General features: G+C 56.2%; 11 protein-coding genes. 5 read left to right on the top strand and 6 right to left on the bottom strand.

The features are described 5' to 3' along the window. Nucleotides 1-21: 21 nt before the first annotated feature. From gloB to BLV92_RS19555, 3 genes are all read left to right on the top strand, one after another. Nucleotides 22-759 carry a hydroxyacylglutathione hydrolase gene (gloB, locus tag BLV92_RS19565; protein WP_090547977.1) on the top strand — a complete coding sequence of 246 codons (738 nt, stop codon included), beginning with the start codon at nt 22-24 and terminating at the stop codon, nt 757-759. Nucleotides 760-817: 58 nt separating this feature from the next. After that, nucleotides 818-1,348: a lactoylglutathione lyase gene (gene gloA / locus BLV92_RS19560; RefSeq protein ID WP_244283858.1), complete on the top strand. Its 531-nt coding sequence runs from the start codon at nt 818-820 to the stop codon at nt 1,346-1,348. Nucleotides 1,349-1,420: 72 nt separating this feature from the next. Further along, nucleotides 1,421-2,089, top strand: coding sequence for a response regulator transcription factor (locus BLV92_RS19555; protein ID WP_090547974.1), 669 nt, complete (start codon nt 1,421-1,423; stop codon nt 2,087-2,089). Between the two features lie 25 nt (nt 2,090-2,114). Here BLV92_RS19555 and BLV92_RS19550 read toward each other — a convergent pair whose 3' ends face one another. Beyond that, nucleotides 2,115-2,672, bottom strand: a complete 558-nt coding sequence (locus BLV92_RS19550; RefSeq protein ID WP_090547972.1) for a DJ-1/PfpI/YhbO family deglycase/protease — start codon at nt 2,670-2,672, stop codon at nt 2,115-2,117. A 389-nt stretch (nt 2,673-3,061) separates the two neighbouring features. On the opposite strand from BLV92_RS19550, the gene BLV92_RS19545 reads away from it, so the two are divergent. Next, nucleotides 3,062-3,379: a hypothetical protein gene (locus tag BLV92_RS19545; protein ID WP_090729952.1), complete on the top strand. Its 318-nt coding sequence runs from the start codon at nt 3,062-3,064 to the stop codon at nt 3,377-3,379. 818 nt (nt 3,380-4,197) lie between these two features. Here the strand turns inward: BLV92_RS19545 and BLV92_RS32635 are convergent. Together BLV92_RS32635 and BLV92_RS19535 are read right to left on the bottom strand one after the other, a co-directional pair. After that, nucleotides 4,198-4,773, bottom strand: coding sequence for a hypothetical protein (locus BLV92_RS32635; RefSeq protein WP_244283857.1), 576 nt, complete (start codon nt 4,771-4,773; stop codon nt 4,198-4,200). A 491-nt stretch (nt 4,774-5,264) separates the two neighbouring features. Beyond that, nucleotides 5,265-5,915 (bottom strand): hypothetical protein, encoded by a 651-nt coding sequence (locus BLV92_RS19535; RefSeq protein WP_090547968.1) that lies wholly within the window; start codon nt 5,913-5,915, stop codon nt 5,265-5,267. A gap of 96 nt (nt 5,916-6,011) precedes the next feature. Between BLV92_RS19535 and BLV92_RS19530 the strand changes: the two genes are divergently transcribed. Continuing rightward, nucleotides 6,012-6,817, top strand: a protein-coding gene (locus BLV92_RS19530) for an IS5 family transposase (protein WP_090547967.1) whose coding sequence is annotated in 2 segments (ribosomal slippage) — nt 6,012-6,342 and nt 6,342-6,817 — 807 coding nt in all. Because the reading frame shifts where the segments join, the coding sequence is not laid out codon by codon here. A gap of 198 nt (nt 6,818-7,015) precedes the next feature. Here the strand turns inward: BLV92_RS19530 and BLV92_RS19525 are convergent. The 3 genes from BLV92_RS19525 to BLV92_RS19515 all read right to left on the bottom strand — a co-directional run bounded on the left by BLV92_RS19525 (nt 7,016) and on the right by BLV92_RS19515 (nt 11,025). Further along, complete coding sequence (locus BLV92_RS19525) at nt 7,016-8,323, bottom strand: TniQ family protein (protein ID WP_090547966.1); 1,308 nt, start codon at nt 8,321-8,323, stop codon at nt 7,016-7,018. Beyond that, complete coding sequence (locus tag BLV92_RS19520) at nt 8,320-9,354, bottom strand: AAA family ATPase (protein WP_090547965.1); 1,035 nt, start codon at nt 9,352-9,354, stop codon at nt 8,320-8,322. Before BLV92_RS19520 ends, BLV92_RS19525 begins: the two co-directional genes overlap by 4 nt. Before the next feature lie 1,053 nt (nt 9,355-10,407). Continuing rightward, entirely contained in the window at nt 10,408-11,025 is a 618-nt protein-coding gene (locus tag BLV92_RS19515; protein ID WP_244283856.1) for a hypothetical protein, read from the bottom strand. Between the last annotated feature and the right edge of the window lie 1,151 nt (nt 11,026-12,176).

Raw genomic sequence — 12,176 nt, 5'->3', positions numbered from 1 at the left:
TTTCACGGCTATGCGGCATTGATGACACAGCTTTCCCTTGAAGTCGTAGCCGTGCCGGTATTGGACGATAACTACGTCTGGATGATGCATGACCGCTACAGCAACACGACAGTGGTTATTGATCCCGGCGTTGCAGAGCCCGTAATGGAGGCAGCGGATTCACTCGGCTGGTCGATCGACCAGATCTGGATCACACACTGGCACGACGACCATGTTGGAGGAAACGCTGTGATCAAGGCTGCTACCGACGCCCTGCTCATTGTTCCATCCGTGGAGGCTCACCGAATCACGCTCGGTGACCAACTGGTTTACGAAGGGTCAAGCGTCGCCATCGGACGCTACGAAGCGCAAGTCCTGAATGTGCCCGGACACACGAGTGGGCACATCGCCTATTTTCTACCGGAGGCGGATATGGTGTTCGTGGGCGACACACTTTTCCCGATGGGTTGCGGCCGCTTGTTCGAAGGATCGGCATCCCACATGTGGAATTCCCTCCGCAAGTTAGCCTCATTGCCCCCTTGCACGCTGGTGTATAGCGCCCATGAATACGCACAAACGAACTTGCGGTTTGCGCTTTCTGTAGACCCTGACAATCGTGCCTTACAGCGGCGCTCGACGTGGGTGGCTGATCGCCGAAATTCAGGCAGGCCCACGCTGCCGACGACGATTGGAGCTGAACTCGCAACGAATCCGTTCATGCGGGCACGGTCGCCAGAAGAATTCGGCAGCCTTCGCCGCTTAAAGGACGCGTTCAGGTGAAGGGGTGTCGCTGGAAAGGAACCTGTTTGAATGCAATTTACGCATGATGGAGATGTTTATGATCCAATCGCCCGAAACCCGAGGCTTTGTATTGAACCAGACGATGTTGAGGGTACGCGACCCCCAGGCGTCCATTCGCTTTTACCGGGATGTGCTCGGTATGACCCTGCTGCATCGGATCGATTTCGAGGAGATGCGATTTTCGTTATATTTTCTCGCCTACCTTAAGGAAGGTGAGACGATCCCCGAAAAACCGGCCGAGAAGGCGCGCTTCGTGTTCGACCGTGAAACAACCCTCGAGTTGACGCACAACTGGGGAACGGAAGTCGACGCGACGTTTGCCGGCTACCACAGCGGAAATGACGAGCCACGCGGATTCGGTCATCTCGGGATCAGCGTGCCCGATGTCGAAGAGGCATGTGCCCGCTTCGAGCGGCTTGGCATTCCGTTCAGGAAGCGACCGGGCGAGGGCAAGATGAAGGGCCTTGCTTTCATTCTCGACCCGGATGGTTACTGGATCGAAATCCTGTCATCGGAAGGGATGGCCGCGTTCGTTTCCCCTTCGGCTCCCCCAGCAGGTGTTCGGTGATGACTGCGGTGTGGCCGGCCCGCTACCTTCCTCAACGAGGGGCGGCGGCCGGAAACCGGTAATGGGGAAGACATGAAGACTAACCACGAGCCGCTTTCGATCGCTTACGTTGTCGACGACGACGAGCCGATGCGAACGGCACTTCATTCGCTGTTGTGCTCGATTGGTCTGCGTGTTCGGACATTTTCCGCGCCGGCCGACTTTCTATCATGCGATAAACCGAGCGCGCCGAGCTGTCTGATTCTCGACGTGAGATTGCGGGGAGAAAATGGACTTCGAGTTCAGGAGGAAATGGCGGGCGCGGGAGTGCATTTGCCTATCGTCTTCATCACGGGCTACGGCGACGTCGAAATGTCTGTGAAGGCGATGAAGGCCGGCGCGGTGGATTTTTTGCGAAAGCCGTTTCGCGACCAGGACATCCTCGATGCCGTTTCCGATGCATTGAGACGCGACGAAGCGCGTTTGGCCTCGGACGAGGCTATGTTTGCTCTTCGCACCTCTTACGGAACGCTAACATCGCGGGAGCGCGAGGTAATGAGCTACGTCGTGGACGGGATGCTCAATAAACAGGTTGCCGCCATATTGAAGTTGAGCGAAATAACGGTGAAAACCCATCGTGCGCAGGTTATGAGGAAGCTGGCGTGCCGGTCGCTTGCGGATCTCGTTCGGAAGGCTGAAACGCTCGGTATCGGCTCGCATTCCTGCATTCCGAGCTTGAGACAGACGGCGACCCCGAGTTAACCGGGTCGCCATCCTCCGCCAGCGATCAGCCGACCAGTTCATCTGTAATCGTTCGTGAAAAGACTGGCAGGTCGTCAGGGTCCCTCGAAGTGATGAGTGTCCAGCTTCCAGTGCTCGATTTGACGACGGCTTCGTTCACCCACACGCCGCCAGCGTTCTGAAGATCGGCGCGAAGCGTATGGTAGGACGTTAGTCTTTTGCCCGGTACGAGACCGGCATCAACGAGCAGCCATGGGGCGTGGCAAACAGCGGCAATCGGTTTCCCACTTTGTGCGAACGCTCGGGCGAGCGCGATTGCGTTTGCGTCGACGCGAAGGTTGTCGGCGTTAATTGTGCCGCCGGGTATGACCAGCGCATCGAAGTCGTCGGCCGAAACAGAAGAGAGGTCGGTATCGGGCGACAATACGATGTCTGTAGCGGTATCTCGCAGTAGCGTTTGCACCGGCTGATTGTGGGCCGCCGCGTGCACTACGGTCGCTGCTTGCGCGCGCAGCGCTTCGAGAGGCTCAAGAATTTCGTCGCGTTCGACCCCATAGTTCGTGCTGATGATAAGAATACGCTTTCCATTCAGTTTGCCGTTCATGACCAGCCCTCAGTTGAAATGTTAAAAAGACGACTGACGCCGAGATGTTTGCGCCGATCGGTGAACCAATTCCAAGTTTTCGTGATTACGACATCGTCAAGTTCATGACTGTCGACGGGAAGCGTCGTACGGGGGCAGGCGCAACTGTTGTATGCCGACGTGAGCCTGGTTTCTACATAGTAGATATGTGTCATCGATGCAGATGAAAGTTCATTGAGCGAATTTCTCGGCGATTCCATTTGGAATCTGAGGAACGATCCATTGAAACTTAGCGATCTTCGCCGTCCGAACTTCGTGGGTACAGATCGACGCTTTTGTAGAGCAGTTATATTGTAGGGATGGAGATGATAAAAAAATATTAAATATCACTAAATATTATTGTTGAATCGATGCTGTTTAAAAATTCAACGGTGATTGTCGCAGCGGCTACGTCTGCCGCGCGCGGCGGCGAGAAGTTATCCGAAATCGAGGTGTTCGCAGTCCACGCGTTGGAGATGGATGCCAGCAAAGGAGTCAGAATGCTCGAATGGCTGCTGGTAAGTTCGGTGACCACGCCAGCCCACGCTGAGGCCATTGAACGCATCGGAGGTTACGTTCGCTGCGGGACCATCGGATCGCGGTATCGCATGCTCATGAACGGATGCTGTTTCGAGGCGTGGAAATTCGACAAACTAGATTTGTGCGGACCACTGCTGTATTTGCGGTGATCATTTTGCGGATTGTGCATGGAAAGCCATTAGCCTGGTGGTCGGGCGTGCCGTGTGAAGTGTTGCTGCTGCCGATCGAAAGGTGTGCGTTGTATTGCCACGTGCATCGTACGGTCTAACCACCGGGCGAACCTCCATCACTGGATGGCGGCTTGATGTGGCTCGCCGAGCTCGACGGCTATCTGAATCATGGGCATGATGCTCCACACAGAGCCGCCATCATGTGGCGTGGCTTTCTGACTCTGCACGGGATCATCGAGGTATACCGAATCTTTCGGCAAAGCGAGTGCTTCCATTTTATGGGTAAAGGCCCGCTTCTATAGGGAGCCTTCAGGCCGAAATCGCCGTATCGTATTGATGCACTTCGCAGCCAAAGTTTCCCCTCAGCCACTCGTTTCAATATACTAACTTCCCTTCCACGCGGCAACTGCAAGTTAACAAGTTGCGTCGAGCATAGGTCGGCTAGCCGAGGATGATGTGTCAGAATTCGTTGGTAAGCATCGAAGGGATACACAGCATCGATGTATAGGCATGCATCGGCGACCGTTTTTGCATCGGTATCATCCGGTATCTCCGTGCATGCAACTTCTCATTCTCTGTGAAACCTCATGAAACTCTCAGATCGAAGTGGATCCGAGGTCTGTGGCTACGCCTCCGGTACGCGGACAATATGAAGCAGACGTCCCCGGGACGGGATAGGCGAAAAGGCACCGCGCTTATCAGTGATTTAGGGCAGATTGCTCATTGCGCCTCGGGGCGCCCGGAGTACAGAAGTCCGTCGCACATGAGCACTTGAGGGGTTATGCAGACTGGTACTCTCAACCGTTCATGGCGGCATGCCGATAATAGAGAGCAACGAACCGGCCAATTCTGTCAACGACGATTCCCCGTTGCGCATGTTCAAGACGATGCAGAACGAGAAGTGCGTCAGTTCCACAGTCGTAGCCGTTTCTCTCGGCGTACTCAAGTTCGGCCGTTAGTCCTTTTTCGGCCAGTGCAGCCACAATCCAGTCGAATGCGGTATGACTGGTCGTCGGGCGTTCGGAGATGGGCAGAGCCATGAGCATTTCAGCGTTGGCTTCGTCGAATGCGTTGCGTCGCACGGCTTCCTCGAACTCCCGCAGAAGAGCGTCGGCAGATCTTCCGGCTTTTCCGAGCATTGCGCGCCAATTGGGAAAGCGACGTGACACAGCGTCAAAGATAGTCGTGGTGTCGAAGTCACGCCAGAACCTCGAGTGCGGGTGGTATGCGTATTCGAGGGCCAACCAGATGAGAGTGCCAGTCAGATGCGTTTCGTCGAAGTTGCAGTCGTCCATGTAAGCGTACATGGCGTCTGCTGTCTGGGCGTAAAGTTCCGCAGGGGCTTCCTGGTTGCTGATATTGGAATCGGTCATGTTCGGGGTTCGATACTCAAAGGTTACGCTGGCTCCCTGATTCAAAGGGGCAAAGAGTATAGGTGCGTCGAGTGGGTACGAAATCACTGTTACTCGCAGTGGCGGGGCACAGGTCCCAGAACTCGCCAACTTTGGCCTGAGAGGTCCGGGAAGATTTCCCCGATTAGCCTCAACTCTTCGGATCTAACCGTCCTCGGTGCTTGAGGGAAAACGGCTGCGCTGTAATATGGCGCTCCGGTTTCTTCACGCTGCACATCATGTGCAGATCCATCACTCGCCGAGTGTCGGTCCGCGGCAGAGGAATCTTTACGCTTGTTCCTCTCTGCGTAGGCGAGCGCATGGCCGAATACAGGGGAACCGTGAAATCGTGGTGTGCCGCTAACCGCCACCGGTCGTTGGAGACTTATTGGGTGAGCGATGGCTTCGGGCAGGTCTCCGCAGCGGGTGAGTCTGGACTCTCAGCGAGTGCTGACTGACCGGGACGCCTTTTATCACTCTGCAAATGCCTTCGCAGCCCGTTCGACGAGAGCTAGCTTGCCACGCGACAAAGCTTGCAGGGGAGTGAGCTTACCCAGCGATGCCTTTGGTGTTGTGAAAAACTGCCACTTGCTCCAGCCCGGCAAGCTGCCAAGAAGCTGGGTGACCCTTTCGAGCGCTGTGCGGTCAAAATCGCCATGCACGTAAAAGGCCGGATAGTACCGGCGCGCTCCGACGTCAACGGTGAATATACGTCCCGCCGCGAGGGCCTTGCCCAGCACTTGTCGGGTGATACCTAAACCGCGGCAGACCTCGGTGGCGAGTAGTAGCTTGCGTTCTGAAACCAGGGCTTGTCGTCCATCAGAGGGAGAAGCGAATTCGAAAGCGCCTTCGTCTGCCCGCCTATCTTTCCTGGTGCGCGTGGCTTCCTTCGTCTGCCGGGAGAGCTCGTAGCCTTCGAAGGTCACCGATGTGAAGAGATTCGCGAGCTGCATTATGCCGTACTTAAACAGGTGTCCCAGTTCTGCATCAGGCAGTTCGAGGAGCGCTTGAACTTTTTCGCGTCCGAGCATGGCAGCAGCGCCTACGGCAACGCGGAGCGCTTCCTCAGCTTCCGGATCGAGCGCGGCCGGAGCGGCCTTCGGGGTAGGGGTGCGCTGAGTCATCGTCGGGCCTCCGGTGTTCCAGAATAAATCGAGGTTGCGACTAAGAGTCGCTAACACAACCTGGACGTCAGGCCGAGAAAGCCATATCCTGGCGGCATGGCCAGACGAAAAATCAGTAACGAGTTATGGGCGGCTCTGGAGCCGCTGATTCCGGTATTCACGCCGTCACCGAAAGGTGGTCGGCGCCGAACAGTGGATGACCGTGCAGCCTTGGACGGCATCCTGTATGTGCTGCAAACGGGCATTCCATGGGAAGACCTGCCGCAGGAACTACGCTTCGGTAGCGGCATGACATGCTGGCGACGGCTACGGGACTGGCAGGCCGCAGGTGTATGGGAGCAACTGCATCTGGCGCTGCTTCGCCGGTTGCGTGAACATGACCAGATTGATTGGGAACGGGCGAGTCTTGATGCTGCCAGTGTTGCCAGCCCCCGGGGGGCCAGGAAACCGGCCCCAACCCGACGGACCGGGGAAAGCTCGGGTCGAAACGGCACATCGTCGTAGACGCACGAGGCATTCCTCTGGCTATCACGGTCACCGGCGCCAACCGGCACGACTCGATGGCGTTCGAGTCCACAGTCAATGCGATTCCAGCAGTGTCGGGCCTGGATGGCCAGCCCCGTAAGCGCCCGCGCAAACTGCATGCGGACAAGGGTTATGACTTTGCTCGCTGTCGGTGTTACCTGAGACAGCGTGGCATCACGGCCCGTATCGCGCGTCGCGGTGTAGAAAGCAAGGAGAAGCTCGGGCGACATCGCTGGGTGGTCGAGCGCACCCACGCCTGGTTTGCCGGTTTCGGCAAACTGCGCATTCGTTTCGAGCGTCGTCTCGACATTCATGTTGCGTTGCTTTCCCTGGCTGCCGCCGTTATCTGTTCACGATTCGTGGATGACTTGTGTTAGCGACTCTAAGTCGGCCAGGTATAAATTGTCTAGCAATCGGGAGTGGGTTCGCTCGTCAGCGAACGGTGTTGCCATTCGCATGGTCGCGAAAGGGGCCAGGCGTAGGCGTCATCTGAACACTATGGATGCTTTTGACGTGGCTGGTGGCAGCGCAAGCAGATGAGGAGGAAGCGTTTCCCGCAGGATCCAGGAAGAAACTCATATTCGTGGTTGGACCACCCCAACTTTCTCCTTGACCTCCTCGATAAGAGCGAAGATGTCGCGAACGCTGCCCAGGATGGCTTTGGGAACGTGATTTCTGAGCTCCCTGAGATTGACACATTTGCCTTCAGCCAGGATTTTAAAATAGGCAGTTTCGATTGCTTCGCGTGCAATTTCGCGACTCTGTTCGGCGCGATAGCGCTGGATGTTCCTCCACCGCTCCCCGATGGCGCGTGCTTCGTCGTTCGCGCTTTGATACAGCTGGCGGGGATGAACGTCAAGCTGCCTGGCGGCCTCTCGAACGCTGACGGGTTCTTTCGATTCATTCAATGCAACCAGACGTGCCCGAAGCAGTTCGCTTCTGTTGATTACAGGTGATTTGCGCCTCTTGCGTTCTGGGAGAGAAAGATCGCACGGGCGAGTTTCAATGCACGACACTGACCAACCCGTGAGATCGCCGGTAAGTAGCTTCGGGAGGTCTATTCCCGTGTGCAATGCGATGCGCAAGAGCGCCGAAAGCGTTGGCGTACCCCCGTTCTTCAACCAGTAATGCGCCGTGGACTTATTGACTCCAATGCGTCGGGCGAATACCGCATTTCTGCCACCATCCAGGTGCATGACCAAGGTCTGAATGCAGTTGCGCAGGGTTTCCAGCGACGGGGTCGTCTCCAGCGTTGCTTGACGCGCCACCGTGCCGCCGACTTGATTGGCTATCCACGTTTCCTCTGGCGCAGCGTCGCTATATGCGTTGCTTCCGAGGAATGCTCCACATTTAGTGCACCAGCCAGGAACGATGTACGCGGATCGATGCTCCGTTTCCCTGCGACCACAAGCCGGACAGACATGGATCAGCTTCGTTTCATGCCGGGCACACGTCGTTACCATGCCGATGTCCCAGGCCAATCTGGCATAGGGTGCTCTGCCCGTCGCCCGGTCCGCGGCAAAACATACTGGGCACCATCGCGCGCCTGTCGAAATCAGGCCCATCTCCGCTATGACCTCGCGCCAAGGCAGCAGAGTCAGGCTTGTGCGGCACTCGATGGTCGTCAGTTCGGTGAGCGCTTGCGACCACTTCTCAGCTGTGTCAGAAATGCCGCTCGGACTGACGGATTTCCAGTTCCATTTGGGGTTGAATTGGCCGCCAGTGGCATTGGTAATCCTGCGTGCGAGGTCAGACGTTGTGACGCAATGAGATAGCGCCAGCCTGCAAAAGTAGCTCATCAGGCTTTCTGTATCGGGCGTTCCAACGCCGAATGGGGCGACAGGGTTCAGTATCGAGCGCGCGGCTATCGGAATTTCGCTCATTCGCTTCCGCCGACTGGTGAAGGTGCGACACGCCGTACGGCCGGGAGAATACGGGTGAAACTGGGTCCGATTTCGGACTCGCCATCCAGGATCTCTTCGAGGATTCGCTTGCGCTGTGCTTCGGTGAGCAACGCTCGCTTCAGTGCATCTACTGACCACGTGCCTCCCGACAGTTTGGCGGAGCGGGTTAGCACGCGGCTGAGTGTGCCGACGCATCCAAGTGTATTAGCGAGAAGTGCAGAAGAATACCTGGAGAGTTTGCCTCCCCACAACGCCGGCAGCGCCTTCTCGTAGGAGCTGACGCAACTGTTGAATGCACGGACGTCTTCGGGATAGTCGTCATGGTAGCGTTCAAAATGAAGCACGTGAGTGCGCCGGGCGATCTGCCCGGACAAGGAGACGAGCTGGTACAGATCGTAGGAGCCGATGAGAACGATCTGTGTTCCGCACAGGTTGGCGAGTGATTTCAGTGTATCCAGCTGGATCTCGAGTCTTCGACTCCCGGACGTCTGACGGATGATATGTGCGGCCTCGTCGATAACGAGAAACTGAACCTGTCGCTCACGCAATCCGCGCTCGACCGCGGTACGCAGGGCGGCCAGTGTGTTTCTGCTTGTCCCCCGAGGGCGGACCAGAAGTCCCGTGTCAGGATTGACTCCGTACGCAACTTTCGGGAGCTCACGATCGTCCCCGAGCTGCGCAAGAATCTTTTCATAGCAGAGGCGCCAGGAGAAGATGCTTTCACCGTTCGAGGGCGCCTCAATGTAAATTGCCGGAATCACCCCTCGATTTGATTCCATGTGGGGGCGAGCTCGCTTGAGCGCCGTGTTAACCATGTACTTCGCCAGCGTTGTTTTGCCAGCCCCCGATGGTCCGCATACGAGCAGGATGCTGTCCTGGCTTTCGGGGTAGATCAGGGTGTCCAGCTCGGACATTATGTCGATGACGCGGGTATGCCTTATCCGCTTTCCCGAAATCTCACTGACGGTACCGTTTGCGCACAAAATCCTGCTGTCGTTTCGCGTTTGCATGATGTCTCCTGTCGGCTGATAGAACCAGTTGACTACCTTCACGTCGCGCAGACGATGAAGCTAACGGATACTGGAGAAGCTGCCAGTGGACAGGCTTTGGCCAGATAATTGAAATTGGAACGACATGATGCTTGCGGCCGTCGCGGTTGTCGTTTCCACTGCACAAGTTGATGCTAGCCACAAATTCGTCGCCCTGCGCAGTAAAAAACGGGGATGTTGTGCGAAGCGAATTTATTTTGGATAACTTATTCTTTAACATGGCTTCGATCGGACAGCTTATGCTTTACCGAGTCGGGGTACACGAAGGAAATGCCCAGTATTTCTGGCCACTCTGACCTAGGAACTGGTGGGTAGTTTGCGTTTTGACGTCCGATGGGCCAAGTTATGATTTATGGATTGTCTGTGGTAGGCGCGTCGAGGCTGGACAGACCTAAGCCATCGTCACACGTCTACTGTTTCTTGACGTTGGGCCGCCGGACCGTATGTGGAACGGTGCCCAATTTGGCGTGGTTTTTGGGGGCCGATATGGAAAATGTCCGCGGCTTGTTGACGGTCAGCCCGCGTTCTACGCGGTCTCGCCGGAACTGATGGTTCAGATGACCGAGCTATACGACGAGCGCCGGTTAGCAACTTTGGTGGTGTCTCGCCTGAAGTCGGTGGACCGGGCTGTCAAGGTCAACCTTGACGATCTGTGATGAGACACAACCTAGGTTAAGCGACGGGCTTTCTTAATGGCGGGGCGCGTCAGCAGCACCCGCAAAGTCGGGCATCGTCTCGATGCAGTCGTATGTCTGTTGCAGCAGGTTGTTGCCGGCAGGTCGTATGCGAAACCGTGCTCCTGAAGGCCGAGAAGGGTGGCGCTTCGATGGCTGGGTCGCGGGCGTCGCTGACTCCTGGTCGGCAGACGTGCCAACCGTCAACACCCCGCTGTCCTTTGTGACTGAAACGCTGGTCAGCTGACGGTTGCAATTTCGACCTGATAAGGCAGATTCAGGATCGTGACTAACGATTGGCGGCTGGTAAAGCGAAATAGTAGAACTGGATCCTTCAATTTCAGGTGCGGCCCGTTGTCATCATACGGTCCCGAACCATACGAGCTGTCCGAGTGCCGAGTCGTTCGCACTGAATCCCCTTGGCAACCGGTTCAAGGCTACGAACTACCTCAAGCGCACGTTCACCGCAGCGCCAGCCATCCCGCTCGGCCAATTGCCGTTCTGATTCAAGTCCCCTCTTTTCGAGTTCGGCAACAATCCAGTCAGCGGCCGCTTGGGCTTCGGTCGGTCGAACCCGCAACGGCAGCGCCATCAGCATTTCCGCGTTGGCCTCATCGGCCGCGTTCATATACAAAATTCCTTCGACTTCGCGCAGCACCTCTGCTGGAGCCTGGGTCCGAGCTTGGGCGGCCGAGCGCCAATCAGGGAAGCGCGCCGAAATTGCGTCCATCACAGTTGCGAGGTCGAAGTCGCGCCAGAATCGGGGCAGCGGCTCATAGGCATACTCGAACGCAAGGGAGAGGTGGCTCGGATTGACGTCGGCGTCCTTCATCCCGCAGTCGATCAGAAAGGAGACGACGGTCCCGGCGATTTCCGCGTACGTGTTCGTTGTGTCTTGATGATTGACGGTATCCGCGATCGAATATCCGTCGATGGTGATAGTTGAACTGGAGGTCATGCGCGTCTCTGAATGAAGGATGCGACGAGGGAACCGACGTGATGGTCCCGTCGGGAGCATCACACTGCACGTACGTTTTCGCGTTTCGACGGTTGTGTCAAAGCTGTGAGCAAACGTGGCGTGTTCAAGGACGCGAACAGTGCGAAATCGGCGAATGAGTGCAGGGCCGATTTCGCGGTCCGCTTTCTTCAAGCGGGGAATGCAAAACTTCTTCCGCCACCGAAATGACGTGGAGGTCACGCGCACGGCGAGCCCTCATTCCGGGAGGTTGTCGAGCCACGAATTGATTCCGGCGTCCTCCCGCGGAGATTCACGGCGATCGATGAGAGAATCATAACATAAAATTCTTGAAAATGATGGAAATTGTGTAATTTTATCCGGAGAAGGCGGATTTTATGGAAAATCTCACTGAGAATAGACGGTGTTTTTGGAACGCAGGACATTGCCGCTGCTCACCTGCATCGCCATGCAAACGTCAGGTTAGTGATGGATTGTGCGAGTTGCCTTAGACCCGAAGCTGACCGTGTACTGTCCGAGGCAGCCAGCGTGACACCCGCGCGTACCAATGCGCCTGCGTCTGATCGCGACGCGTCTGGTCAAAGCTGATGGCGAGTCAGGTGGAAGGATGCATTGCCCGCCGGATTGGCCTTTCGAGGTGGAACGTCTGGCTACAGAGATACCGTTGCCGCGAACAATGCGGTTGTCCACGGGCGGGTGGCCAGCCAGACGATGGCGTAGGCGCGGCAGTCATGCTCTTCGGCACCTCGTACGAGCCTCTCTGTGCCCACACGGCAAATCCACCATTTAGAGTATTCACTCTAATTCAAAAAACTCGTACTAGTCTGAATCTGATTTTCAGATCTCACACTAATAGCGGCTCCCAAACACTTTCTGCTCGCTTTTCAAACTGGATTCTCCAGTTCTACAATGCCAACCATTCCTGATCCACGGGGATCGAGAGAGAAACGAATTTCACTGTTTTCGATAAAAAAACGCGAAGATGAAAATTTTTCATTCAATACATGATTGCGTTGATAAGGCTACTGAGAGGTATTGTGCCAGGCTCACGGATTTATCCAGGGGCGCCGGTTTCGATTTTCCCCTGGTCTCTCCGCGTCGACTAACTGGCTCGTGAAATCGTTCGGCGTTCC

It is taken from the genome of Paraburkholderia caballeronis, from assembly GCF_900104845.1.
Lineage (GTDB): Bacteria > Pseudomonadota > Gammaproteobacteria > Burkholderiales > Burkholderiaceae > Paraburkholderia > Paraburkholderia caballeronis.
The sequence above is the reverse complement of the archived record's forward strand: the minus strand, read 5'-3'. Positions and strand labels throughout refer to the sequence as shown.